The following is a 26,293-nucleotide window of genomic DNA, read 5'->3' as shown; positions in this document are numbered from 1 at the left end:
TTAAATGCTACAAGAGCATTTTGCAAGATAAAGGAGAAACAAACATGGAGAAAAAATTGGAAAAGGCCACGTTTGCTGGAGGCTGTTTCTGGTGTATGGTCAAGCCTTTTGATCAATGGGATGGTGTCGAAAGTGTCATTTCAGGTTACACTGGGGGCCACGTGGATCACCCATCATATGAAGAAGTGAAAACCGGGACATCAGAACATTATGAGGCTGTTCAAATCACCTATGAACCTGAGAAAATATCTTATCAACAAATTCTCGATTTATATTGGCCACAAATCGACCCTACCGATGATGGTGGACAATTTCATGACAGAGGTCCACAGTATCGGACAGCGATTTTCTACCATAACGATGAACAGAAAGTATTAGCTGTCAATTCTTTAAAGGAATTAGAAAATTCAAACCGATTCCAAAAAGAGATCGTTACGAAAATTTTGCCCGCCAGTGCGTTTTACCCGGCGGAGGAATATCATCAAGACTTTTATAAGAAGAATAAAGAAGAATACCTAGAAGATCGTGAGAAATCAGGTAGAGATGAGTTTATCGAGAAACATTGGGAGTAAGCCTAAAAGAACAGCCTTATGATGACTTGTAAGACTGTTCTTTTATCATTCCATTTGAAATTTTAGATAGTGTTTTTTTCAAGTAATAACATCGTGTATACATCGTATTACCATTATAAAAAAGATAATGTGTTTCCATACATATATAGAAATAAAGCTAACTAACCAATTTCCTCCGTAATATATAATGGCTACAGCTACTCCAATATACATAATATAACTCAACACTATTCCTATAATCTGTTTCACTGATAGCTTCTTTATAAAGAGATTATGATCCAGTAAACGATAAATCAAAACGAGAATTGCTACAGTGTAAAAGATATAATCCATTAGCAAGTCTAATTAAAAATATAAAACGTTATTCTTTAATGGATTATTCTATTTCGCAACTAATATTAAACCTTAACTGACCATAAAAATCTCCACCAATTCATAGTGGAGATTTTATGTTACCATTTTTGTATTTCAGCTCGATCACCTTTACTATTTCCTTTTTTAGCAAAGCGATTAGATAATTCTTGTTTAACATCTTCTAATGTGACACCTTGATTCGCCATCATCACAAAGGTGTGATAAAGCAAATCACTAACCTCGTTTGTTAGTTCCTCATTGTCATTATTTTTTGCAGCGATTACCACTTCACCTGCTTCTTCAATTACCTTCTTACCAATCTTATCGACACCTTTATCGTATAAATAATTGGTATAAGAATTCTCAACACGTTCTGTTTTACGCTGTTTTACTTCTTCCATAACATTTTCAATGATGGAAGTATCAAAGCTCGTTTCTTTTTCAGCTACTCGATTGAAAAAGCAAGACACTTCACCGGTATGGCATGCCGGACCTGCCGGGATCACTTGAATCAATAATGTATCCTGATCACAATCTAAATCTATCGACTGTACCTCTTGTGTATTTCCAGACGTCGCACCTTTATTCCATAATTCATCACGAGATCTAGAATAAAACCAGGTCTGTTTCGTTTCTATGGTTTTTTCATATGCTTCTTCATTCATATATGCAAGCATTAACACGTCTTTTGTATAATAATCTGTTACGATTGCTGGTATAAGTCCTTTGGAAAAATCAGGCTTCACGAATATTCACTCCTTGTTCGGTGCAGACCTCTTTTACTTGTTTTACTGTAAAGGTATTTTCATGGAAAATTGATGCAGCTAAACCTGCGGAAACATCTGTTTGATTAAAAACTTCTGGGAAATGCTCTGGTTTGCCAACTCCACCTGAGGCAATGACAGGAATACGTACGGCTGAAACTACCGCTTCCGTTAAAGCCAAATCAAATCCATCTTTGACACCATCCGTATCAACACTTGTCAAAAGAATTTCACCTGCACCTCTACTTTCAGCTTCTTTTGCCCATTCAATAGCATCAATACCGGTGTCCTTAGAACCACCATGTGTCATCACATGCCATTTGTCACCAACTCGTTTTGCGTCAATTGCTACTACCGTGCATTGCGCACCAAAATGACCAGAAGATTCTGTAATTAGTTGTGGATTGTTAACAGCAGCTGAGTTCATCCCTACTTTGTCAGCACCGGCTTTTAACAAGCGGTTTACGTCTTCAATAGTTCGAACACCACCGCCAACAGTAAAGGGGACATAAACTTGTTCTGCAGTTCGTCTTACAATATCAATCATTGTTTGTCGTCCTTCGTTTGTCGCTGAGATATCCAAAAAGATGATTTCGTCTGCTCCATCTTTCGAATAATTAGATGCCATTTCTACCGGGTCACCTAATTCTCTTAAGCCAACAAAATTCGTTCCTTTTACTACTTTTCCTTCTTTCACATCTAAACATGGAATAATCCGTTTGGCAATCATGCTAGTTGCCTCCTATCACTATTGGTTTCCTCCATAAATACTTTTAACAAATCAACGCCAACTTCCCCACTTTTTTCCGGATGAAATTGCATCCCATAGACATGACCATTTTGCACAATACCGGGAACCTTTGTGCCATAATCTGCTGTTGCGACAAGATATTGTTGATCGGTTCTCGCTTGAAAGGAATGTACAAAATAAACATGTTTATCTTGGAACGGTGCAAAAGCTTGATTATTGTTTTCAATTTGTAATTGGTTCCAGCCAATGTGTGGCAGGATATATTCCGTTTCTATTCTAGTAACCTCACCTGGTATCAGTCCCAGTCCATCCGAACTACCATTTTCATAGCCTTTATCGAACAGTAATTGCATACCAAGACAAATCCCTAAAAAAGGCTTTTCTTTCGCAAGTTTACATAATGGTTCAGCCAAATGACGTTGATTAATCTCTTGAACTGCTGCTTGAAAAGAACCTACACCAGGTAAAATAATGTGGGTTGCCGCTTCTAACCGCTCAATAGAGTCGGTAATCTCCACCTCATACCCTAACCGTTGAAAAGCTGTTCTGACACTTGCTACATTGCCCATACCATAATCTACAATTGCAATCATTCGATTAACCCCTTTGTAGAATTAACCCCTTTAATATCCGGATTAATTCGAATTGCTTCGCCCAATGCACGTCCTAACGCTTTGAAAATCGCCTCAATTTTATGGTGTGTGTTATGTCCATATAATACTTTCGCGTGCAAGGTAATGGCAGATTGGAATGCAAAAGCCTGTAAAAATTCCTGAACTAATTCTGTATCGAAATTTCCAAGCCTTTCATTAGAAAACTCCGCGTCAAATACAAGGAAAGGTCGACCACTAATGTCCAACGCAACAAACCCTAATGATTCATCCATTGGTACATAGGCACTTCCAAAACGATTAATCGATTTCTTGTCACCAAGTGCTTCCTTGATCAATTGACCCAATACAATCCCGACATCTTCTACAGTATGATGGCTGTCAATATGCAAATCCCCATCTGCTTTCACTACAAGTCCGATTCGACCATGTCGAGCAAAAGCTTCTAACATATGATCAAAAAAGCCAACACCTGTTTCAATAGTCACTTCTCTTGGGTCATCTAAGTTTACCGATACGTCAATTTGCGTTTCTAATGTTTCTCTTTTTTTACTAGCTGTTCTCATCATTTCTCCTCCAAACGTTTCGTTACCGCAATCCCATGTCCCTCTAACTGCTCTTGATTCGCTATTTTTACCACATCATCTCCAGCTTCTCGCAAAGCGTCCTCTGTATAGTAAAGATAAGTTGTCTTTTTAACAAAGTCGTCAACGGACAATCCAGATGAGAACCTTGCTGTACCTGAAGTCGGTAATACGTGATTAGGCCCTGCAAAATAATCACCCAATGCTTCAGGCGTGTAATGACCTAAAAATACGGAGCCGGCATGTTTTACTTTGCTTAAATAGCTTAATGGATCCTGTGTTTGAATTTCTAAATGTTCTGGCGCAATCTTGTTTGCTACATCAAATGCCTTTGCTAAAGTGTCTACTACTACACTGGCTCCTTTTTCCTGTAAAGCAGTATTGGCGATATCTTTACGAGGTAACACTTCACATTGTTTGACTAATTCTCGATCGACCTCTTCTACTAGTGAGCGAGATGTAGTGATAAGGAAAGCTCGAGCAATGGTATCATGTTCGGCTTGAGCGATCAGGTCAGCTGCGACAAAGACAGGATTTGCTGATTCGTCGGCGATAATCGCAACCTCACTTGGACCAGCAATCATATCGATTCCAACATCACCATATACTAGCTTTTTCGCTGCTGCCACATATGCATTACCTGGACCAACAATTTTATCGACTTTTGGTATCGATTCTGTGCCGTAAGCAAATGCTGCAATAGCTTGCACGCCACCAACTCGGTAAATTTTTGAAACACCAGCGATGTCAGCTGCTACAGCTAAAATCGGAGACAATGCTTCACCATCTTTGACAGGTGTTGCCATATTCACTTCTCCAACTCCGGCAAGGACTGCTGGAATAGCATTCATGAGTACAGATGATGGATATACAGCTGTTCCACCAGGTACATAAATACCTACACGATCGATCGGACGGTAAAGTTGACCTGAGATAATATCTCCATCAGCTTGCATCATTCGCGAATTATTTAATTGCTTGCGATGAAAATCTCGAATGTTATCAGCTGCACGTTGTAATGCACGAATCACCTGGTCATCTACTTGATCCCATGCCGCTTTCCGTTCCTCTTCTGATACTAAAAATGTTTTCGGTGCTTGACCATCGAATTTCTCAACATAAAACCTTACCGCTTGATCGCCGTCCTTTTGTACGTCTGCAATAATGTTGCTTGCTGCTTGTAAGAATTGTTGCTGTTCTTGACTATTGGTTTTTTCGGGTGCAGCTTTGGCTAAAAATTGATCAATAGATAATAAAGGAATCATTCGTTTCTCGCTCCTTCCCTAAACCGTTCAATAACAGGAACTAATTGATCTCGTTTAATTTTCAATGAAGAACGGTTGGCAATTAACCTTGCACTAAACGCCAAAAATTCGTCTTCTATTACAAGACCATTCTCTTTTAACGTCGTTCCTGTCTCGACAATATCAACAATAGCATCCGCAAGGCCTAAGATTGGTGCCAATTCAACAGATCCTTCCAGTTTGATAATGTCTACGGATTCACCTTTTTCTTTAAAATATGTTTTCGTAATATTCGTGAATGTACTGGCAATTCGTTTCTTCTGTTCTGGCCATTGGAAATCTTTTTTCGTTGCCAGCGCCATTCGACAATGACCAAATGGTAATGGAAATAAGTTAAAAACATCAGGCTGGTGTTCAATTAATATGTCTCCACCGACAACACCCATATCAGCTATACCGTTCTCTACATAAGTAGTTACGTCGACCCCTTTGGCAAAAAAGAAAGAAAATTTATTTGTTTCAATTTGTAGCTTTCTGCCTTTTTCCAATAAAGGTTCCACTTCATAACCTAAACCTTCAAAAAATTTCAAAAATTGTTTTTCCAGTCTCCCTTTTGTTAGTGCAATTACAGGTTTCATTTTTCAACCACCTTATACTGACTGTTCTCCACTACCACTTGATAAATGGTATGATAGCTCGTTTGATTCTTTAATTCGTATTGAATATCGACTACTTGTTCTTCCATTTCCATACGAAACTCTTCAGCAATCGCATGTGTTTCGGGTGAAGCAATGATACATATTTTATCTGGTTCTTTTTCAGCTGCCATATGTGTGGCTAATACATCGACGTCAAATGCAAGACCTACTGCAGAGGTTATTAACTCAAATTGCTTGTAAAGACGATCATATCTACCACCAGAAAAACAAGTCGATCCATCATTAGTCAAAAAACCTCTAAACATAATGCCATCATAATACGGCAAGTTCTTAACACGCCCTAGATCTACGATAACTTCTGTTACACCAGAAGCTTCGAGTAAATCAATCAGTTTGTCAATATGTGTTAATATTTCCGTTAAGTCATCCCGATCCGACCAACGCTTGCGGTATTGTTCAATGATATCGCGCGAACCATATGCATTAATTAATGCCGTTAAAGGCTTTGCAAGCTCTGCATTACCTGCTTTTACAACAATTTCCTCGACAAGATCAGACCTTTTATCATGCATAGCTTCCAATAATTGAGCTTCTTCCTGTTTGCTAAAGCTAAAAGGTGCAATTAATGCATCGAAAATTCCTGTATGGCCAAGTTCGATAACATAATCCTCAATATTTAAATGTTTTAAATAAGCTACAGCGGTTAGCAGACTCTCTGCCTCTCCGAAAAAACGATCAGCATGAACGATTTCTATTCCGGCCTGTCTGCTTTCGGTATCTTCTTTGTCAAAGCGAAACACACTTCCTTGATAAGACCACTTTTGCTTAGATGGGTGCTGCCCTGCAATCGCTCGAGCAATTGCTGCAGTCCAGTCCGGTCTTAATACTTCAATCTCACCTTCCCCATTAAACCATTTCAACATGGAATGTAAGTCCATACCTGCTACCTCATTAGTAAATGTTTGGGCATATTCCACAACGGGAGTAGAAATTTGTTGAAAATTCCGCTTTTTTGTTACCTGTCTAAAAATCTCTGACGCTCGTAGCCGATTGGAGATTTGTACACCTGTTTCATCTTGACTTCCTGCTGGTAAAAACATATCGTTCACATCCTATATATACTTTATTAATTTACCACTCTACCGTGATAAAGCGTTCATTTCTAAACACTACATTAGCATACTTTTTTTAATTTTGTCAATCATCACTTTTCATTTTAAAGAATTCTGTTTACAATAAGAAGCAAATCTATTTACATAAGGAGATGTCTTATATGAACATGAAAGGAGACTTTCACGTACATACCCCATTCTGTCCACATGGTTCGAATGACAGTATCGAAATGTACATAGAACAAGCCATAAACAAAGGAATTACCGAGTTAACCTTTACAGAGCATGCGCCATTACCCGTTAATTTCATTGATCCTACACCAGATCAAGACAGTGCTATGTCATGGGAAGATCTTGATGCTTATATTCAAGTTATAGAGAATGCCAAAAAGCAATTTCAATCAAAAGTAAAAATCAATCTAGGCTTTGAAGTCGATTATATTGAAGGCTATGAAGATGCCACTACTTCATTTCTAGATCAATATGGCCGTTATATCGATGATGCGATTTTGTCTGTACATATGCTAAGAACACCTGACTTTAACTATGTATGTATTGATTTCAGCAGTGAAGAATTTGCGCGTATCATTCAGATGTTTGGCAGCGTGGAAGCCGTATACGATAAGTATTACCGAACAATGGAAAAAGCGATTATATCTGATCTTGGCGCTTATAAACCAAATCGAATCGGTCATTTAACCTTAATTCACAAATATCAACGGAAATATGCCGTTGATCAAAGGTATAATGTGACAATCGAACGGTTACTTGATTTGATACAAGAACAACAGCTAGAATTAGATGTTAACACAGCTGGTCTTTACAAAGAAGAATGTCTTGAACTGTACCCACCACTTCCAATCATCGAAAAAGCGATACAAAAAGGTATTCAATGGAAACCCGGTTCAGATAGTCACGTTTCCAAGACGATCGCACGTGGATTTGGTCAATTAAAGTTAAAATAAATAGTAAAAATGAAGGACAAAAGTTGTCTTTCTCAGGATTTGTCCTTCATTTGTATATGAACTTCAAGCTAGTTTTGAATCTAATACTTCATCTAAATGTTCTTTAATGGCAAGCAATTGCTCTTTATTTTCTTCCTGATCTTCGATACCTGCTATTACTTGATGATAATACGCTTGTGTTTCTTTTTGATAGTGATTCCAAATCTCTTGATCATAGTGCTCCCATTGTTTTTGGTAAAAGGTAACCATGTCTTGCTCCATTTTGGTTACAGCTTCATCCCAAGTCTTGTCGAAATAATTACCAGTATACTCCTCGAGATCCTTTCTTCCATTTTCAGCAAAAAAACTTTTTGAATCTTTGTAGCTATTACCCCACTTAGATAATAAACCTTTATCTACTTCTGTTTGTTCCAACTGTATATCTGGCTGTGGTAAATGGATATCCTCTAGCTCCGATAAAGAGAATTGTGAGTCCACTTGTTTTACTTTCGCTTGTATATCCTGGCGCATTTGTTGTAATGCTTGATTAAAACTTTGCTCCAAACGAATGGAAATAGCTTCATATTCATGTTGTAAGCGTGTGTCTATTGCTTTTGATAGTGCAGACAGTGCTGTTTCCACTTCTTTCTTGCCCCTGCGACCATTCGATTGAATAGCACCTGGGTTAATATAATCCTTGAAGACATCGGCATATTGAATCGAAAACCGCTGTTTTGCATAGAAAGTTTGTTTTGTTAATTTTTGCTTGACTTGATCGAAATAGGAGCGATTATCTCGATATTTGATTTCCTTCTCTATTTCTAGTTGATTGGTTTTACCTTGTTCTACTAGATGTTCTTTTTCCGCCTGATCTCCATTGATAATCGACAGCCAGTTCGTTACCAGAGCATTTGCTCTATGCAGATCCGTGTAGATGGAACGCATACTCATTTGAGTTAATTCTTCTTTCACAAACCGATAAAACGATTGCTCAAATTGTGGTAATCCAGTCGTTTTACTTTTTTCTTCTATTGCCTTTTTACTGGAGACGGAAAACATTCTCGGATCTTTAATATCAAATTGAGATAATTCATTACGGACATAATCCACAACTAGTTGAGCTTCTTGTTCATCTTTTGCCAAGTCAATCGCATTAATAATAAAGAACATTTTATCTAATTCAAACGCATCCTTCACTTTTCCGAGTCGTTCTAAAAATTGTTGATCAGGCTTAGAAAAGGGATGATTGTAATACGTGACGAACAAAATTGCGTCAGCATCTTTGATATAGGAAAATGCTAAATCTGTATGTCGTGCATTAACGGAATCAGCCCCTGGTGTATCAACTAACGTAATTTGTTTTTCTGTTAGCGGACAGTCATAAAAAAGCTCCATTTCCTTAACAAAACATGCAATCTCTTCTTCACGAATATATGAATGAAAGTCATCAAAACCAATAACATATTCGGTGCCAATTTTTTTGTGCATCTCATTAAATCCATTGTAAAATGCAGTTAGAAATGACTTATGTTGATCGGCAATATCTAATTTGTCCAATTTGGTTTTTTGCATCCATTTATAAGCTTTAGAAAGACTTGGGAAGTCCTCTTCCACCATTTCCTCTATATCTGCTAAAAGTTCCTGTTCTTGTTTCATCACGACATATACATCTTTATGCTGATAATTTTCATTTACTGGACTAATCTTATTTATGGCTGCCGTTGTCGGATTTGGTGAAACAGGCAATACTTTCTCTCCGATTAATGCATTAGCAAAGGAAGACTTACCAGCACTAAAAGCACCAAATAGTGCAATCGTAAAAGATCGGTTGTGCAGTCGATCTTTTTTACTGTGTATTTCTTGACGAATCGAATCTAAGCCGTTAATTCCTTCAAACATTTGGTCTGCTTCTTCTACATCTTTAACCGTTTCGTTAAAAGAAAACAAGGTTGTGTCATTAACGTTATCAGTCTGTAGGTGTTGCTGTTTTTTCTCTTCTGTTTTTTTATTGTCTGGTAATTCTGCTATATCGATTACTTTGTCGATAATTCTGGCATCTGATTCCTTCTCCAACGCCTTTAATACATCTTCACCAAAAGTAAAATCGTTTCTTAAAATAGATTCAGCGTTTTTTTTATACAGATGAAAATCTTGCTTCATTTGATCCATTTCTTCCTGAATGGCTTGATACTTTTCGATTGTTTCTAACTCTGTTTTCTTTTCAATTAATTGCACTTCAATTGGATTAAGAATTTTTTCTTTTAATTCATGCCACTTGTTTTTATAAAACTGACGATACATTTTCTTAATTGCTGCTGCGACCTGGTCTGTATAAACAAGTATATAATCGCCATTTACCGTCGCACCATCATTCATTAGTTTCACTAGTTCATTTGTTTGGAAGCGCTCTTCAAAGATAGCCTCTGAAAAGTGAACTGATAGATAAGGTTTTAAAAATTCCGACATTTTATCTCGTAATTTCCACTCTAGACTTACTTCTGCTTTTTCTTTTATCGCTTGATAGAAAGCAGCTAACCGGTCATTACGTTCGGCTTCTATCTTCTTGCGATTGCGGAAAAGCCCAACTTTAAATTTGGGATCAAAGGCTTGAAGTACATACTTTGCTTTTTCACGAATTTCAAATGGAATCAGTTGTGCATTTCTAGTAGTTTGTTCAACCTCATGTAAATAATCCTTTTCCAAATGGTGTTTCTTTTCTTGTAAAGCTCGAAAATGCTCTTGAGCCTCTAGATAGGACACTGCTGGCAATTCTATCACTTCTAGTTCTTCCTCTAAATCACTGAGTCTGTCATCCATTTGCTTTTGTCTTTCCTGGATACTTTGATAAACCGTGTATGCTGTACCATGCCATAAAGTGTCCTGTAAAACCTGCTGATGATTAGCCGTTATTAAACGATTGATCGTTGCTCTTAATTCATTAAATTGATTGATTGTCTTGTCGGTGCCGTTCATGGACGTATAATATACTTGTTCAGGGGTAATAGCCCATTGCTGAAAAACTTGTTCTAAACTAGTTTGGAAATCAGAAAACGTTATTTCCTCTTCATCATGTTTATCCATCTGATTAATAATCACGTAGTATGGCTTATTCATTTCATCTATTTTTTTCAAAAATCGTGCATTTACCTCTGATTGAACATGGTTATAATCCATCACATAAAACAACACATCGACTTGGTGGAGTGCGGATTCGGTCATTAAGCGATCTGCATCATTGGCTGCATCAATACCTGGTGTATCCATAAATGTTACCCCTGGAGGTAATGCCTCCATGTTTTTAAATATCTCCACTTTTTTGACTTCATCACCATCGCGACACAATTGATGCAGTTGATCCATCGGCGGAAGAGCTTTCATTTTAATTGCTGGCTGATCAGCAAAATGAACAATAACCCCGTCTTCTCCCTTTTTTATCTCGACGATATTAGCACTGGTTGGGATCGGGCTTTGAGGTAATAATGCTTCGCTCATTAAATGGTTAATTAACGTCGATTTTCCTGCTGAAAAATGCCCACTAAAACAAATATGTACCATTTGTTGCTGTAATTTAGCATAGTAATCAAGTACTTGCTCTTGTTGTGTTAGTTCCTTATTTTGTTCGTAAAAATGATATAAGTCCGCTAATTGTTGCTTATCTACCCTTTGGCTACTTGTTGTCAACATAATCTAAACTCCTTGATTGATCATTCTATTTTCCCATTATACTGATTTTTTACAATTATGGCTAATAGTTTTCTTCCTTTTCCAACGATAAACCTGAATTATAGATATATACTGCGAAGTAATGAAAGTTCTGTTTGTTCAAAGTAATATGGTAATTAGATGTGCGGTCACATAAGACATAATTTTTGAAATATATAGTGATGATAACTACCACTCCGGCTGCCCACTTCCCTTTCCGTGGGGTTTGCCCTTCAGCTAACTTTTTCGAGCACAAACCGCTCAAAAAAGTGGATCTTCAGGTCAAACAGGTACCACAGGAGTTGAAGTGGGCGGCCTTCGTTAAGATATGCTCCACAACACTTATCCGAAATCAGCCAGTTGATTCCTCCACTATATATAGCATAGGGTTCGAGTATGCTACAGGAGCATTCAAAGCCGATTAGTACTGTAATAAAACAGAAAGTTTAGTTCCATGAGTTCATTTCTTTCTATAATCAGAGAACAAAAATAGCGTAGGCAGAATACGGAGACTCCTGTGGGAACAGCACGAGCTGAAGATCCACTTGGTAAAGTGCTTTTCTTTACCAAGTTAGCTGAAGCCGTGCCCACGGAAAGCGCAGTATTCTGCCGAAGCGTATGGCAGCACTCATAAAATGCAGTATGGAAGAGAGCAAATCCATGCCTAAGTTACTGCGCAGTTTATGTTTTATACGAAGTTTATCATTCATGTTTCATGTAAAAAAAATACCCAACGAGAGGCTGGGTATCTGGGTATTTTATTCTTTTTCTTCGTCAAAGGCTTTGGTTAGTTCCATTTTGGATTTGATGGTTGTTACTTCACCGGCAAGGTCGCTGTCTATTACGTATGAACCATTACTATATCGATCACTTATTGGAAGCTCCATCGGTTTTACTTCATGGATTTCATCCTTCGCAGTTACTAAAGTGATAACATCCTCACTATCAACTAAATCAAAGCCAACAATTCGATGTGGTTTTGATTTTAACTCCCTTAGCATAACCGATCCTTTTTTTGCTCGTGAAGATTTTTCAAAGCGAGCTATCGTCATTCGTTTACAAGCACCACGCTGAGTAGTTACAAACAAATGTCTATTTTCTTGCAGTTCATCCATTAGAACCGCATTAACAACGAATTCATCCGCTTTTAACTGGATTGCTTTCACACCTGCAGCACGTTGACCAATCACTGATACTTCTGATTCATGATACCAAAGTCCGTAACCTTTATTAGTAGCTACGAATATGTCCTGATTACCATCTGTTTCATACACATTGACTAACTCGTCTCCTTTTTTCAAATTCAAAGCTATCAATGGACGGGAATAACGCTGAGAATAGTATAAATCTAACGTACTTTTCTTTACCATACCATTTTTCGTAAAGAAAATGAGATATTTATCTTTGGCAAATTCGCGAATTGGTATGGCTTTAACAATCGTCTCGTCTTTATCAATAGAAGCTATATTAGACAAATGCTGCCCCAGTTCTTTCCAACGAATATCAGGTAGCTGGTGAACTGGTATCGGCACATAACGACCTTTGTTGGTAAACAGCAACAAATGATCTGTCGTGTTAAGTTCCAATAAAGAGATTAAATGGTCATTTTCTTTGATCGTAAAATCCTCATTGCTTGAAGCAGTATATGACCTGATACTAGTTCGTTTCACATAGCCCTGTTCCGTCACAGTCGTAACGACATCTTCACTGGCTACTGTTACCTCTACATTAATCTTTAATTCTTCAATCTTTTCTTCAATTTTTGTACGACGCGCTTCTGCATATTGCTTTTTCATACTTCTCAAGTCTTTTTTAATAACAGATAACAATTTCTTTTCATCTGCAAGAATCGCCTGATATTCAGCTATCGCTTTTTGAAGTTCACTCGCTTCTTTTTCTAAAGCTGTTATATCTGTATTGGTTAATCGGTATAACTGCAATGTCACAATTGCTTCTGCTTGTGGTTCCGTAAAACCATATGCTTCCATAATCCGCTTTTTGGCATCTTGTTTATCCTTAGATGAACGTATCGTTTGGATTAATTCATCTAAAATGGAAACAGCTTTGATTAGACCTTCGACAATATGTGCTCTTTTTTCCGCTTTATTTAAATCAAATTTTGTTTGCCTAGTAACGACTTCTTTTTGATGCTCGATGTACGCATCAATCATTTGTAATAAATTTAATAATTGCGGAGTTTTATCCTTGATTGCCACCATGTTAAAGTGATAGGTAATTTGTAAGTCGGTATTTTTATATAAATAATTAAGTACACCTTGACTGTCTGCGTTTCTTTTTAACTCAACAACGATTCGTAAACCTGTTCGGTCTGTTTCATCGCGAACCTCTGCAATTCCTTCAACTTTGCGATCAATTCTTAGCTCATCCATTCGTTTAACTAGGACAGCCTTATTCACTTCATAAGGAATTTCGTCAATAACAATTTGTTCACGATTCCCTTTCACCGATTCTATATTAGCCTTTCCACGTACGACAACTTTTCCTTTTCCAGTCTGATAAGCTTTCTTTAATCCTTCATAACCTTGGATAATCCCACCAGTAGGGAAATCTGGTCCTTTGACAATCTCCAGTAATTCTTCTACGGTTACAGAAGGTTTATCCAGACGTTTAATAATGGCATCGATGACTTCACCTAAATTATGAGGTGGTATTTCAGTCGCATAACCAGCAGAAATACCAGTTGATCCATTCACTAATAAATTTGGTATTCTTGCTGGTAGTACAACTGGTTCATCAATTGTATCGTCGAAGTTCGGGATATAATCAACTGTCCCTTTATCAATGTCACGAATCAATTCCGATGCGATAGCGGATAATCTCGCTTCGGTATAACGCATCGCTGCAGGTGGGTCACCATCAACACTACCATTGTTACCATGCATTTCCACTAACACATTACGAAGTTTCCATGTTTGACTTAATCGTACCATGGCTTCATATACAGATGAATCACCATGCGGGTGATAATTACCGATTACGGTACCTACTGTTTTGGCTGATTTTCGGAAAGGTTTATCATGGGTGTTCTTTTCTTCGTGCATTGCAAACAGAATTCTGCGTTGTACTGGTTTTAGTCCATCACGTGCATCAGGTAGTGCACGATCTTGGATAATGTACTTACTGTAACGTCCAAAACGATCTCCCATTACATCTTCTAGAGGGAGATCTAAATACTTTTCTTCTACTGCCAACGAAATTCCTCCTATAAAGTAAGACTTCCAACAATGGAGGTTCCCCACTGTTGGTTAGCAAAAAGTATCATAGTGTTATCGGCCGTTTCCTCCACTAAGCTTCCTTTGGATTCCACGAACAATTAGCACCGTTAAAAGTCTTACATTTGAATATTCTCATTATCAATAATATTTTCATCTTCTTCTAAACTGAACTGAACATGCGATTCTATCCATTTACGACGTGGCTCAACTTTATCCCCCATCAATGTGGTTACTCTTCGTTCCGCTCTAGCTAAATCATCAATGGTTACACGAATTAACGTTCGAGTTTCAGGATTCATCGTCGTTTCCCATAACTGGTCAGCGTTCATTTCTCCCAGACCTTTATACCGTTGCAAGTGATAACCATTTTTGAAATTTTTAGTTACCTCTGTTAGTTCATCTTCGGTCCAGCAATACTCTATCTGTGCTTTGGCACCTTTTCCTTTAGATACTTGATATAAGGGTGGTAAAGCAATGAATACTTTTCCAGCTTCAATTAACGGTCTCATATAACGATAGAAAAAAGTAAGCAATAATATTTGAATATGAGCACCATCTGTATCGGCATCGGTCATAATGACGATTTTATCGTACTGGACATCATCAAGAGAAAATTCACTGCCAACACCCGCGCCAATTGTGTGAATAATCGTGGAAATCTCTTCATTCTTCAGAATATCTACTAGTTTTGCTTTTTCCGTATTGACCACTTTACCTCTTAAAGGTAATACTGCTTGGAACTTTCGATCTCTTCCTTGTTTTGCCGATCCGCCAGCAGAATCACCCTCGACAAGGTAAAGTTCGTTCTTGTCTGGATTGCGGGACTGTGCTGGTGTTAATTTACCACTTAATAAGGCATCTTTACGGCGTTTTTTCTTACCGCTTCTTGCTTCTTCCCTTGCTTTTCGCGCAGCTAATCGAGCATCTTTAGCACGAATTGCCTTTTTAATCAGCATCGAAGCAATGTCAGGGTTTTCCTCTAGAAAATATAGCAAATGCTCAGCTACGACCGTATCGACAGCAGACCGCGCTTCAGCTGTACCTAGCTTCCCTTTAGTCTGCCCTTCAAATTGCAGCTTTTCTTCTGGAATTTTCACGGAAATAACCGCTGTAAAGCCTTCACGGATATCGTTACCTTCAAGGTTTTTGTCTTTTTCTTTTAAGAGATTGACTTTTCTTGCATAATCGTTGACAACTCTTGTAATGGCGGTTTTCGCACCAGACTCATGTGTCCCGCCATCTTTTGTTCGAACATTATTAACAAAAGACAATATATTCTCAGCAAAGCCATCGTTAAACTGAAAAGCAAAATCCAACTCCATTTCTTGCTGCTCACCTTCAAAAGCAACTACCTCATGAAGCGCATCCTTTTCCTCGTTTAAGTAAGAGACAAACTCTTTTAATCCATTTGGATAATGGAAAGACTCCTCTACACCATCATTTCTTTCATCAATCAGATCGATGGTAATACCTTTTAATAAGAAAGCTGCTTCTCTTAATCTCTCTGCCAATATATCAAACTGAAACATATCCGTAGAAAAAATCGAACGATCCGGTTTAAACGTGATCGTCGTTCCCGTTTTTTTCGTTTTGCCTTTTTTCTCTAGTGTTGTAACTGGCTTACCACCGTTCTCAAATCGCTGATAAAAAACGGCGCCGTCTCTTTCAATCGTAACTTCTAACCATTCTGATAGAGCATTTACAACTGATGCACCTACACCATGTAGACCACCACTTGTTTTATATCCGCCTTGACCAAATTTCCCACCTGCATGTAATACAGTTAATATTACTTCCGGAGTCGGTCTACCTGTTTGATGCATACCTGTTGGCATACCACGACCATTATCAGATACGGTAATGCTTTGATCCGGATGAATGGTTACTTTAATGTGTTCGCCATAACCAGATAATGCCTCGTCAACTGAATTATCTACTATTTCAAAGACAAGGTGATGTAAACCTCTGGCATCAGTACTGCCTATATACATCCCTGGTCTTTTTCTTACGGCCTCGAGCCCTTCTAAAACTTGAATCGAATCATCACTATACGTTGTATTATTGCTCATTACTTTCTCGATACTCCTTCCCTACACTACCTCTATACTAGAATATAGAACATACATTCCTGATTGTAAAGTTATTTCATTAAAACGGCATGTGCGACTTTTATACACTGGTCCATAATAACCTGTTTGTTATGTTCAGTTAAATAGTCGTATGCTTCATGATCCATAACACCTTGTTGCATCCAAACATAGTCCGCATCCGTTTTTACGATTTCTTTCGCTAATTCTTTTAAGTAAATAGATCGTCTGAAAATATTGATCAACTCAAAAGGTTCTTGCACGTCTTCTATGGAATCATATGCCTTTTCACCTAACACTTCTTTCACATTCGGATTTACCGGAATAATTCGATATCCCTCATTTTGCATCGCTTTTGCAATTTGATACGAGGTTCGATATGATTTATCTGATAGCCCGATCACCGCAATAGTTTTCGTTTTTTGTAACATTTCCCGCATTAATTGTTGTTCATTTTCATTACTCATCTTGTTACACCTCATTTTTATTGATTAAACCATTTAATAGGATTCGACGCAAGTAAACACGTAAAAAATGTTTCTGATTTCATCCATTTCTTGCTAGTTATTCTTCTGTTTTATCATAGTTGGACAAAAATTTAAATATTGCATGTATCTCTTTTGCAAACATCGTGCTAAAATAAAGTCAACAATATCAATCATAACATTATATTTAAGGAGTTTGATGATGGAGTATATTATTTTTATCATTCTTGCCTATTTACTTGGTTCAATACCTACAGGGCTAATCGTAGGTAAGGTCGGCTTTCAAAAAGATATCAGAGAACACGGTAGTGGCAACTTAGGTGCTACTAATACTTTTCGGGTACTCGGTGTGAAAGCTGGTATTACGGTAACCATAGTCGATATCTTAAAGGGGACTTTAGCTGCTGTACTACCGGTTCTTTTTCAAGCAGAAACAGTTTACCCACTGGTAGTCGGAATTTTCGCCGTTATAGGGCACATGTTCCCCATATTTGCGAAATTTAAAGGTGGGAAAGCAGTAGCAACCTCTTCAGGGGTAATCTTAGGTGTTAATCCGTTATTATTTCTCATTATGGTCGGCAGCTTTTTAGTTATTCTTTATTTAACAAAATATGTATCACTAGCTTCTATGTTAACTGGTATTATTACCATTATTGTTACCATTGTGCAGCAAGATATTGGTTTAACGATTGTCATTTCTATTTTAACAGCATTTGTGATATATCGACACCAAGCAAATATAAAAAGAATAATCAACAAAACCGAGCCTAAAATAAAATGGATGTAAAAGGGTCTAACAGTACCGTTAGATCCTTTTTTCAAGCTTTTTAAATTGAATATTATACGTAGATTAAGTATACTTTGAAATAGTTGAAGACGAAAGGGGTCTAATCATGAAAGATTTTAGCACCAAACAACTTCCAAACAAAACAGAAAGACACAAATTGTTTGGCTCAGTTGAACCAGGTGAGAAAACAAAACCAACTGAAAAAGAAAAAATGCCTGATTTACAAAATACACAGAAAGACTTTTTATTTGATATAGATCAAGTGGGAATTTCCAAAGTCAAACATCCCATACAAGTGCACAGTAAAGTGAAGCCAGAAACGCAAACAACTATCGGAACTTTTAAAATGACTTCTTCCATTAAGAAAAGTCATAAAGGGACAAATATGAGCCGCTTTACAGAAATGATGCAGCATTATAGTGATGGTAATCCGTTCGAGATGTCTGTCTCAACATTAAAACAATTTACTAAAGAAATGGCAGATCGATTAGAACAGGATGATAATCAAATCACGGTTTCATTTCCTTGGTTCTTTGAGCGCAGTGGACCAGCTTCAGACATGGCTGGCATGAATCATGCCAATGCAGAAATCACCATGATTTATGATAAAAATGCTGGTTATAACATGACAGTGTCACTAGAAGGTACGATTACTACATTGTGCCCTTGTTCAAAAGAAATTAGTGAATATAGTGCACATAACCAACGTGGTAATGTAAAAATGACTGCAGAATTATCACGCGACTACAATGAAGATGATGTAGACTGGAAACAAGCGTTATTAGAAGCAGCCGAAAGCAATGCAAGCGCACGAATCCATCCCGTTTTAAAACGACCAGATGAAAAAATGGTCACGGAACAAGCGTATGAAAATCCTCGCTTTGTAGAAGACATGGTTCGATTAGTCGCAGCGGATTTATATGAATTACCGTTTATTGAGAAGTTTACCGTAACATGTGAAAATGAAGAATCCATCCATTTACATGATGCCATTGCATCGATAACGTATGATAAGGCACTTCATCGATGAGGTGAGTAATTTGAAAACATTGATTATATCATTTATTCGTTTTTATCAACGTTTTATCAGTCCAATGTTTCCACCAAGTTGCCGGTTTCAGCCAACTTGTTCTCATTATAGTTTAGAGTGTTTTCGCCAATTTAATATATGTAAAGCTACCTATTTATCAGTGAAAAGAATACTAAAATGTCATCCATTTCACCCTGGTGGTTTTGATCCCGTCCCAACCAAAAAGACCGAGCATTAATGCTTGGTCTTTGTTGTGTAGAAAATTCCATAGGCTGGGCATCTTTCATTCTAACTTATTAATGAAATGCAAAGGTGCGTTATGCTGTTTAAGCGTTAATTTTACAAATGGAATTTCTTTATCTGTTCCCATTGTTGTTCATTGGTTAAGATTTCTCTTTGCCTATCTCCAAATAAATCAAAATGTGGATAATCCGGATCTTGGTGGATCCATTCCTTCCTCAGCCCGTATTTTTTACCCCATTCTATTAATTTCTGATAATCAGCACAACCTACTTTGGTAACAGTTGTACATCCCGGAAATCGATCATCAATCCAGTAATGTGTTAGGAAAGCTATTTTCCCATTGCGGACATCTGCTTTCCATGTTCTTAACGTATTTCTGTCAATTCCAAAAGCCATCATTATTCACTTACTTTCTAACGCTTTTTGATATGCTTCATGCCAGTTTGGAAATTGTTTTTTCAACGATAGCGGACGGAAATTATCTTTTTTTACAATAACATGTTGAGTTTCCCCTGTAACGGCAACTTCTCCGTCCTGCCCAATGATTCGATAACCATATGTTGTACGAATACCATTATATTTCTCTAGCCACGTCTCAACATATGCATCATCTCCATAACGAATTGGCTGTTTAAATTGAACATTGGCATCAATCACTGGGGATACAACCCCCTTTGCTTCCATTTCATGATACTCGAAACCTAACTCTTCAATAAAAGCAGTTCTTCCTATTTCAAACCAGATTAAATAATTGGCGTGGTAGACAACACCCATTTGATCTGTTTCCTGATATCTTACTTTGATTGGTGTAGTTACTTTCATTGTTGATTCGTCCCCCTAATTGATTTCCATGCTAATTCAAAATCTTTTTTCGTTAAAAGTTCGAGCTGTTCCATTTCAGCAGTCTCCATATCTAATCGTAATGCTTGATACTGAATCGCTTCGTTTATCAAGTTAACAACAAACCGTCCATTTCCATTAATGTTTGTATCTTCAAATTGTTTGGATAAATAATCAACCACATCAACATCTAATTGGTATTGAAATTCTTGTATATGATAGCTTACCATCTCCAGAAGTTCTTCTTTCGTATAATCCTGAAAATGAAAGTATTTCTTAAACCTCGATTCCAATCCTGGATTACTGGCAATAAACCGCTCCATTTCATTTTTATATCCAGCAAGAATAATCACGATATTTTCGTTATGCTTGGTCATTTCGTCCACTATCGTATCTATCGCTTCTTTCCCAAAGTCCTTTTCCCCACGATATAACGCATATGCTTCATCAATGAATAATACGCCACCTAACGCTTCTCGAATTTTATTCTTTGTTTTCGTAGCGGTTTGACCCACAAATCCAGCGACAAGATCACTTCTTGAAGCTACAACTAAGTGACCTCGTTTCAGTAAACCACATTGCTTTAAAATTTGAGCAAACAATTTAGCAACTGTCGTTTTTCCAGTTCCCGGATTACCTGAAAAAACCGAATGTAATTGAACTGGTACAGTTGGAAGTTGTAGTGATTTGCGCTTTTGTTGTATTTGGACGAAAGCAGATAATTTTTTGACTTCCTCTTTTACATTATTAAGACCGATAAGTTGTTCCAATTGTTCCATTGGTTCAGTAGAATCCTTCTGATCATCCAGTGCAGCAATATCTTCTTCAGATATGCGCATATGGGCTAGCCAGTTGTTTTCTAATGGCAGCTCGTGGCTTGCACCAATATGAAAAATTACTTTAAGTACTAAATCTTTAACAGTACGAGCATTACCAAATGATTCATCCACACGGGCCTTTTCAATTAATGAGAGGAAGCGATGACGTGCCTGTTCTGTGAAAAAATAATCATTTTGCAATGCTGTATCCTCAGCAATTTGTAATAATTCTTCATTCGAAAAATCAGGTAACTTAATATAATTCCCATCTGGAAAACGGCTTCTTAACCCTTGATTCGACCATAAAAAATGTTGCATTTCATCTGGATATCCTGCTATAATAACCGCAAATTTGTTAGCATATTCCTTACTGGTCATACTGGAAACGAGCGTATCAATGACTGCTTGGCCATAATCATTACCTGTTTGATCTTCACGCTTTAAATTATAAGCTTCATCAATAAACAGTACTCCGCCTAGGGCTTTTTTTACATAATTTAATGTATTCTCTTCACTTTGTCCCATAAAAGAACCGACTAATTGCGAGCGATTTACCTCAATTACCTCATTTGTTTCCAAAAGCCCCAGCCGATAGTATATATCCGCTAGTAACCGAGCAATCGTTGTCTTACCAGTACCAGGATTTCCGGTAATCACCATATTTAACCCTTGCTCATCCACCATTTGAAATCCTGCTTCTTTTCGTTTTTGCTGATATTTTAAATAATGATAGTAATGATTTATGTAATCCTTCACTTCATCTAGGCCAATCATTTTTGTTAATTCATCTAATGGATCTGAGTTTGTATCCTCCTTAATGAAAGAAGGTAACGCATCATAGAAAAGGGTAATATAATAGCTTAATTTTTCAACAGCCTCATTGTAGGGCTGAATGTCTTTCGATGACTTGCGTTGTTCCAATGTGTACACTACGGTTTCGGCGACATCCTCTATATATTCCACCTGTTCAAAAATCTGATCATATGTCCTTTTAATTCGATTAGTAGATGCTGTATGGATCGATTTCAATTTTAACAGACGTTCCATTTCTGTTAAGAGGCCTTTAGCTTTCTTAAGTTTAACTGGATCAAAGTCTGTTTCCCGAATGTGAAATTGAGCAAGATCAGTCTCCTGGAAGTCATTATAGATGGACAAGTAGTGTTTTAATGCTTGGACATCTGCAACCATTGGGTGATTGCTTTCTTTTTTTAGTTGCTCAATATGTTTATTTAAATGATCATCTGTGACGTTTCTTTTTAAACGATAAAAAGTAAGCATACTATACAGTAATGCTTCTGAGTCTAATTGTAATGAAAAGCTAGCATGCTCAACTTTGTCGAGGATCCTTAATATTTCTACTTCATTATATGGAGGAATCTCATCAAGTGAATTCCAACTTTGGACTTTTTCTTCTATTTCTTGCCATTCTATCGTTGACACCAATATACTCCTCCCCAATCATTTCTAACTCTGTATTTCATTCAAATGATCTTGCATTTGCTCTAATGACATGGCACCATTGATTCGTTTGATAACTTTTTGGTCACTAGTTCGAATTATAAATGATGTAGGCATGCCAATAATGGAATAGTGATCATACACTGTGTCATCTTCATCTAATAAAACTGTAAACTTAAAATCTCCTTCATCTACAAATTCTTTTACTTTGGCGATGGAACTTTCTGTATTCGTAGTGTTTACTGCAATAACCTTAACTGTATCCCTATTCTCATGCTCAAATGTCTGCAAATCAGGCATTTCGTCGAGACAAGGTTTACACCAAGTTGCCCAGAAATTCAACAAGATATAGTCTTGTTCCACATCAAATGCCTCTACTTCACTACCTGAAAGATCAGGTAATCTAAAATTAGGTGCCTTGTCACCTGCTTGTAACTGTTTAACATTTGGCGCAGTAATACCTACCCCATCTACAGACGTATCCTCTGTTACATCTATAATATTCGGTTCAGATTGTTCGTCTCCAATATTTGTGAAATTGGTGACTATTAAAATCACGACTAAAATCAATACAACCGATACCGATAAAACACGCTTCCACATAACGATCATCCTTTACAATAGCACTAAAGCCTATTATATAAGATAACAGCCAAAGCGTCTAATTTTTAAAATGAGATAAAAACCATTCTATTCTACAATAGTCAATTAGAAGCAAACCTCGAATTATAGAAAATTTGTGGAGTGTGGCTCTCCTCCATTCTTTCCATAGGAAGTATAGGAATACTGATCCAGCGGAATACTCCGCTTTCCGTGGGTTCGTCTTCAGCTCTCGCTCTCCCAAAGGAGTCTCCATATTTTGCCTGCGCTAATTTTAGTGTTCTGATTATGGTAAGAACAGGATTTAGAAACTCTATTCTTTGGATTCCTTTCTTTTTATCAGAATGCTATTCTAAGCTGCGGAAATAGCGAGACTCCTGTGGGAAAGGAACAGTCTGAAGTCCCCTCGCGATGCACCTCCGTCTCCTAGTAAAGCTTTGAAGTAGGCTTCCTCGGTGCAAGGGAGCAAAGATGTTTAATCAAGAAGTTCCCTGGTTGAAGCGTTCCCAACGGAAAGCGAGTATTTTTTCCGCAGCGGCGACTTAGCACTCAACTAGAATTAGAATGAAGGAGAGTAAATCTATGCACGTGACTTTGCAGTTTATGTATTAGTGCTAATAATAAAAAAAGATAGCCCGTTATTAGGCTATCTTTTTCTTGCAATCTATTAGGCTAGTTTGTTTCGAAGTACCATTTGAAGGATACCACCGTGGCGGTAATAATCTACTTCTACTTCACTTTCAAAGCGTGCGATTACTTCAAATTCAGTTACTTTACCGTCTTCATCTGTCGCTTTCACTTTAACTACATCACGAGGCTTAACAGACTCATCGATTTGTACTTCAAATGTTTCTTTACCAGTTAAACCTAGTGATTCTGCACTGTCACCTTCTTTGAATTGAAGAGGTAACACACCCATCATTACTAAGTTTGAACGGTGAATACGTTCAAAGCTCTGAGCAATAACTGTTTTAATACCTAATAGGTTCGTACCTTTGGCAGCCCAGTCACGAGAACTTCCCATACCATAATCATTACCAGCAAGTACAACTAGACCTGTTCCATCTTGTTGATATTTCATTGCTGCATCATAGATAGGCATTACATCACCAGTCGGCCAGTACGTTGTGAAGCCACCTTCTGTACCAGGTGCTAATTGGTTCTTAATGCGAATGTTCGCAAATGTACCGCGCATCATAACTTCATGGTTACCACGACGAGAACCATAAGAGTTAAAGTTACGAGGAGAAACATTTTTATCCTGCAAATATTTACCTGCTGGCATATCTTTTGCAATCGCACCTGCTGGTGAAATGTGGTCAGTTGTTACCGAATCACCAAATTTACCAATGGCACGTAAGCTGGATAACTCCTCTACAGTTCCAGGTTCTTTTGAAAGTCCTTCAAAGAACGGAGGGTTTTGAATATAAGTAGAGTCATCGTTCCAAGAATATAAAGGTTCATCCGTTGTTTCAATTGCATTCCATTTTTCGTTAGAAGCGAATACATTCTTATATTGTTCACGGAAGATTTCCGGTGTTACGACTTTTTCAACTTGTTCACGAACTTCTTCCATAGATGGCCAGATATCATTAAAGTAAACTGCATTGCCATCTTTGTCATGACCAATTGGATCGTTCTTAAGGTCAACGTCAACAGTTCCTGCTAAAGCATATGCCACAACTAATGGCGGTGAAGCTAAGTAGTTAGCTTTCACTAACGGGTGGATACGACCTTCAAAGTTACGGTTACCAGAAAGTACAGAAGAAACGGTTAAATCATTATCAGCAATTGCCTTTTCAATTTCTTCACGTAACGGGCCTGAGTTACCGATACATGTTGTACATCCATAACCTACCAAGTTGAAGCCTAATTGGTCTAAGTATGGCATTAAACCAGCATCTTCTAGGTAGCCTGTAACAACTTTTGAACCAGGTGCAAGGGAAGTCTTCACATAACCTGGTACTTCGAGTCCTTTTTCTACTGCTTTCTTCGCAAGTAAACCTGCACCAAGCATAACGTAAGGGTTAGAAGTATTGGTACAAGATGTGATCGCAGCAATTGCAACCGCACCGGTTTTCATGACAGATCTACGTCCATTCGGATGATTAATTTCTACTTCTTTGTCAAATTCAGAAGCATCTAGACCAAAACCTTGGTTTCCAGCTGGAGCTGTAATAGCTTCATTAAATGACTTCTTCATTTCTGATAGTGGAATTAAGTCTTGTGGACGTTTTGGACCAGATAAGTTAGGTTCCAGTTCAGACAGATTGATTTCCACTAGTTCAGTGAACTCTGCATCTGGTTGATCTGGTGAGTACCACAAGCTGTTTTCTTTACAATACTTCTCTACAAGCGCAATTTGCTCTTCACTTCTGCCAGTTAGACGAAGATAATTTAATGACTCCTCATCTACAGGGAAGAAACCACATGTAGCACCATATTCTGGCGCCATGTTAGAGATAGTAGCACGATCTGCTAATGGCATATCTTGGAGACCTGGTCCAAAGAATTCAACGAACTTACCTACTACTTTCTTCTCGCGCAATACTTGTGTAACTTTTAATGCTAAGTCAGTTGCTGTTGTGCCATTAGGGAAGCTTCCTGTGAATTTCACACCGATAACTTCTGGTGCAGGGAAGTAAGAAGGCTGTCCTAACATACCAGCTTCTGCTTCAATACCACCAACACCCCAACCTAGTACGCCTAAACCATTAATCATGGTTGTATGGGAGTCAGTACCGACTAGTGTATCTGGAAAAGCATCGACATTTCCGTCTTCATTTTCCACCGCATGTACAACATTCGCAAGGTACTCAAGGTTTACCTGGTGTACGATACCAGTTGCCGGTGGAACGGCACGATAGTTATCAAAAGCTTTTTGTGCCCAGTTTAAGAATTCGTAACGTTCTGCATTACGTTCGAATTCTAATTCCATATTTGCTTGCAATGCATTCTTTGTACCATACTCGTCTACTTGTACAGAGTGGTCAATTACAAGATCAACCGGTACTTCTGGATTAATCTTATCTGGTGATCCACCCATATCTACCATTGCTTTACGTAGCGAGGCAAGGTCAACTACTGCTGGTACACCAGTAAAGTCTTGTAAAATAACACGAGAAGGTTTAAATGGTACGTCTTCACCTTTCTCTTTACCCCAGTTTGCTAGACTCTTAACGTGTTCGTCTTTAATAACATGTCCATCGTGTTGACGAATTAACGATTCTAATAAAACACGAATCGAAAAAGGTAAACGATCGATATTACCAATCCCTGCATTTTCCAATGCTTTTAACTGGTAATAGTTATACTTTTTACCGTTCAGATCAAATTGCTTTTTTGCTTGAAATGGATTCTGATTAGTCATTTCGCCCAGTTACCCCCTTAAAAAAATGTTAGACCGAAATCT

21 protein-coding genes are annotated in these 26,293 nt (G+C 37.7%); 5 read left to right on the top strand and 16 right to left on the bottom strand.

The window, feature by feature from the left end; all coding sequences use genetic code 11:
• The first annotated feature begins 44 nt into the window (after positions 1–44).
• Complete coding sequence (gene msrA, locus GHT08_RS04230; protein ID WP_163580043.1) at positions 45–572, top strand: peptide-methionine (S)-S-oxide reductase MsrA; 528 nt, start codon at positions 45–47, stop codon at positions 570–572.
• A gap of 452 nt (positions 573–1,024) precedes the next feature.
• Here the strand turns inward: msrA and hisIE are convergent, their stop codons facing one another.
• Genes hisIE through GHT08_RS04195 form a run of 7 tightly spaced genes read right to left on the bottom strand, consistent with a single transcriptional unit; the run spans position 1,025 to position 6,639 of the window.
• A complete protein-coding gene (gene hisIE / locus GHT08_RS04225) occupies positions 1,025–1,672 on the bottom strand; it encodes a bifunctional phosphoribosyl-AMP cyclohydrolase/phosphoribosyl-ATP diphosphatase HisIE (RefSeq protein ID WP_163580041.1) in 648 nt (215 codons plus the stop codon).
• On the bottom strand, positions 1,662–2,420 hold the full coding sequence (gene hisF, locus GHT08_RS04220) for an imidazole glycerol phosphate synthase subunit HisF (protein WP_163580040.1): 759 nt from the start codon (positions 2,418–2,420) through the stop codon (positions 1,662–1,664). Before hisF ends, hisIE begins: the two co-directional genes overlap by 11 nt.
• On the bottom strand, positions 2,417–3,034 hold the full coding sequence (gene hisH / locus GHT08_RS04215; protein WP_163580038.1) for an imidazole glycerol phosphate synthase subunit HisH: 618 nt from the start codon (positions 3,032–3,034) through the stop codon (positions 2,417–2,419). Before hisH ends, hisF begins: the two co-directional genes overlap by 4 nt.
• The gene (gene hisB / locus GHT08_RS04210; protein ID WP_163580037.1) at positions 3,031–3,618 is read right to left on the bottom strand and encodes an imidazoleglycerol-phosphate dehydratase HisB; all 588 of its coding nucleotides are present in this window, start codon (positions 3,616–3,618) and stop codon (positions 3,031–3,033) included. The genes hisH and hisB overlap by 4 nt, the downstream gene beginning before the upstream one ends.
• Positions 3,618–4,901 carry a histidinol dehydrogenase gene (gene hisD, locus GHT08_RS04205; protein ID WP_163580035.1) on the bottom strand — a complete coding sequence of 428 codons (1,284 nt, stop codon included), beginning with the start codon at positions 4,899–4,901 and terminating at the stop codon, positions 3,618–3,620. Before hisD ends, hisB begins: the two co-directional genes overlap by 1 nt.
• The gene (gene hisG, locus GHT08_RS04200; RefSeq protein ID WP_163580034.1) at positions 4,898–5,518 is read right to left on the bottom strand and encodes an ATP phosphoribosyltransferase; all 621 of its coding nucleotides are present in this window, start codon (positions 5,516–5,518) and stop codon (positions 4,898–4,900) included. Before hisG ends, hisD begins: the two co-directional genes overlap by 4 nt.
• On the bottom strand, positions 5,515–6,639 hold the full coding sequence (locus tag GHT08_RS04195) for an ATP phosphoribosyltransferase regulatory subunit (protein ID WP_163580032.1): 1,125 nt from the start codon (positions 6,637–6,639) through the stop codon (positions 5,515–5,517). Before GHT08_RS04195 ends, hisG begins: the two co-directional genes overlap by 4 nt.
• A gap of 173 nt (positions 6,640–6,812) precedes the next feature.
• Here GHT08_RS04195 and hisJ point away from each other — a divergent pair, with 173 nt between their 5' ends.
• Complete coding sequence (gene hisJ, locus GHT08_RS04190; protein ID WP_193568276.1) at positions 6,813–7,616, top strand: histidinol-phosphatase HisJ; 804 nt, start codon at positions 6,813–6,815, stop codon at positions 7,614–7,616.
• A 63-nt stretch (positions 7,617–7,679) separates the two neighbouring features.
• Here the strand turns inward: hisJ and GHT08_RS04185 are convergent, their stop codons facing one another.
• The 4 genes from GHT08_RS04185 to GHT08_RS04170 form a co-directional block, all read right to left on the bottom strand.
• Positions 7,680–11,279 carry a dynamin family protein gene (locus GHT08_RS04185; protein ID WP_163580030.1) on the bottom strand — a complete coding sequence of 1,200 codons (3,600 nt, stop codon included), beginning with the start codon at positions 11,277–11,279 and terminating at the stop codon, positions 7,680–7,682.
• Between the two features lie 776 nt (positions 11,280–12,055).
• Positions 12,056–14,509: a DNA topoisomerase IV subunit A gene (parC, locus tag GHT08_RS04180; RefSeq protein ID WP_163580028.1), complete on the bottom strand. Its 2,454-nt coding sequence runs from the start codon at positions 14,507–14,509 to the stop codon at positions 12,056–12,058.
• A gap of 140 nt (positions 14,510–14,649) precedes the next feature.
• Entirely contained in the window at positions 14,650–16,602 is a 1,953-nt protein-coding gene (parE, locus tag GHT08_RS04175; RefSeq protein WP_163580026.1) for a DNA topoisomerase IV subunit B, read from the bottom strand.
• A gap of 71 nt (positions 16,603–16,673) precedes the next feature.
• A complete protein-coding gene (locus tag GHT08_RS04170) occupies positions 16,674–17,087 on the bottom strand; it encodes a CoA-binding protein (protein WP_163580024.1) in 414 nt (137 codons plus the stop codon).
• Positions 17,088–17,307: 220 nt separating this feature from the next.
• Between GHT08_RS04170 and plsY the strand changes: the two genes are divergently transcribed.
• From plsY to yidD, 3 genes are all read left to right on the top strand, one after another.
• Entirely contained in the window at positions 17,308–17,892 is a 585-nt protein-coding gene (gene plsY / locus GHT08_RS04165; RefSeq protein ID WP_163580023.1) for a glycerol-3-phosphate 1-O-acyltransferase PlsY, read from the top strand.
• A 106-nt stretch (positions 17,893–17,998) separates the two neighbouring features.
• Positions 17,999–18,922 carry a GTP cyclohydrolase FolE2 gene (folE2, locus tag GHT08_RS04160; RefSeq protein ID WP_163580021.1) on the top strand — a complete coding sequence of 308 codons (924 nt, stop codon included), beginning with the start codon at positions 17,999–18,001 and terminating at the stop codon, positions 18,920–18,922.
• 10 nt (positions 18,923–18,932) lie between these two features.
• Positions 18,933–19,160, top strand: a complete 228-nt coding sequence (yidD, locus tag GHT08_RS04155) for a membrane protein insertion efficiency factor YidD (protein ID WP_083939080.1) — start codon at positions 18,933–18,935, stop codon at positions 19,158–19,160.
• A gap of 101 nt (positions 19,161–19,261) precedes the next feature.
• Here the strand turns inward: yidD and GHT08_RS04150 are convergent, their stop codons facing one another.
• The 5 genes from GHT08_RS04150 to acnA form a co-directional block, all read right to left on the bottom strand.
• The gene (locus tag GHT08_RS04150; RefSeq protein ID WP_163580019.1) at positions 19,262–19,561 is read right to left on the bottom strand and encodes a hypothetical protein; all 300 of its coding nucleotides are present in this window, start codon (positions 19,559–19,561) and stop codon (positions 19,262–19,264) included.
• A 6-nt stretch (positions 19,562–19,567) separates the two neighbouring features.
• The gene (locus GHT08_RS04145) at positions 19,568–19,987 is read right to left on the bottom strand and encodes an acyl-CoA thioesterase (RefSeq protein ID WP_163580017.1); all 420 of its coding nucleotides are present in this window, start codon (positions 19,985–19,987) and stop codon (positions 19,568–19,570) included.
• Entirely contained in the window at positions 19,984–22,263 is a 2,280-nt protein-coding gene (locus GHT08_RS04140) for an AAA family ATPase (RefSeq protein WP_163580016.1), read from the bottom strand. Before GHT08_RS04140 ends, GHT08_RS04145 begins: the two co-directional genes overlap by 4 nt.
• Before the next feature lie 24 nt (positions 22,264–22,287).
• Positions 22,288–22,884 carry a redoxin domain-containing protein gene (locus GHT08_RS04135; protein ID WP_163580014.1) on the bottom strand — a complete coding sequence of 199 codons (597 nt, stop codon included), beginning with the start codon at positions 22,882–22,884 and terminating at the stop codon, positions 22,288–22,290.
• Between the two features lie 664 nt (positions 22,885–23,548).
• Positions 23,549–26,251 carry an aconitate hydratase AcnA gene (gene acnA, locus GHT08_RS04130; RefSeq protein WP_163580012.1) on the bottom strand — a complete coding sequence of 901 codons (2,703 nt, stop codon included), beginning with the start codon at positions 26,249–26,251 and terminating at the stop codon, positions 23,549–23,551.
• Positions 26,252–26,293 lie beyond the last annotated feature (42 nt).

This window comes from Gracilibacillus saliphilus, from assembly GCF_010994085.1.
In the GTDB taxonomy this organism is placed as follows: domain Bacteria; phylum Bacillota; class Bacilli; order Bacillales; family Amphibacillaceae; genus Gracilibacillus; species Gracilibacillus lacisalsi.
The sequence above is the reverse complement of the archived record's forward strand: the minus strand, read 5'-3'. Positions and strand labels throughout refer to the sequence as shown.

Excerpts from the sequence above, each read along its gene's own strand:
- msrA (WP_163580043.1), top strand. The coding sequence starts at position 45 with ATGGAGAAAAAATTGGAAAAGGCCACGTTTGCTGGAGGCTGTTTCTGG.
- hisF (WP_163580040.1), bottom strand. The coding sequence starts at position 2,420 with ATGATTGCCAAACGGATTATTCCATGTTTAGATGTGAAAGAAGGAAAA.
- hisH (WP_163580038.1), bottom strand. The coding sequence starts at position 3,034 with ATGATTGCAATTGTAGATTATGGTATGGGCAATGTAGCAAGTGTCAGA.
- hisB (WP_163580037.1), bottom strand. The coding sequence starts at position 3,618 with ATGAGAACAGCTAGTAAAAAAAGAGAAACATTAGAAACGCAAATTGAC.
- hisD (WP_163580035.1), bottom strand. The coding sequence starts at position 4,901 with ATGATTCCTTTATTATCTATTGATCAATTTTTAGCCAAAGCTGCACCC.
- hisG (WP_163580034.1), bottom strand. The coding sequence starts at position 5,518 with ATGAAACCTGTAATTGCACTAACAAAAGGGAGACTGGAAAAACAATTT.
- GHT08_RS04195 (WP_163580032.1), bottom strand. The coding sequence starts at position 6,639 with ATGTTTTTACCAGCAGGAAGTCAAGATGAAACAGGTGTACAAATCTCC.
- hisJ (WP_193568276.1), top strand. The coding sequence starts at position 6,813 with ATGAACATGAAAGGAGACTTTCACGTACATACCCCATTCTGTCCACAT.
- GHT08_RS04185 (WP_163580030.1), bottom strand. The coding sequence starts at position 11,279 with ATGTTGACAACAAGTAGCCAAAGGGTAGATAAGCAACAATTAGCGGAC.
- parE (WP_163580026.1), bottom strand. The coding sequence starts at position 16,602 with ATGAGCAATAATACAACGTATAGTGATGATTCGATTCAAGTTTTAGAA.
- GHT08_RS04170 (WP_163580024.1), bottom strand. The coding sequence starts at position 17,087 with ATGAGTAATGAAAATGAACAACAATTAATGCGGGAAATGTTACAAAAA.
- plsY (WP_163580023.1), top strand. The coding sequence starts at position 17,308 with ATGGAGTATATTATTTTTATCATTCTTGCCTATTTACTTGGTTCAATA.
- folE2 (WP_163580021.1), top strand. The coding sequence starts at position 17,999 with ATGAAAGATTTTAGCACCAAACAACTTCCAAACAAAACAGAAAGACAC.
- GHT08_RS04150 (WP_163580019.1), bottom strand. The coding sequence starts at position 19,561 with ATGGCTTTTGGAATTGACAGAAATACGTTAAGAACATGGAAAGCAGAT.
- GHT08_RS04145 (WP_163580017.1), bottom strand. The coding sequence starts at position 19,987 with ATGAAAGTAACTACACCAATCAAAGTAAGATATCAGGAAACAGATCAA.
- GHT08_RS04135 (WP_163580014.1), bottom strand. The coding sequence starts at position 22,884 with ATGTGGAAGCGTGTTTTATCGGTATCGGTTGTATTGATTTTAGTCGTG.
- acnA (WP_163580012.1), bottom strand. The coding sequence starts at position 26,251 with ATGACTAATCAGAATCCATTTCAAGCAAAAAAGCAATTTGATCTGAAC.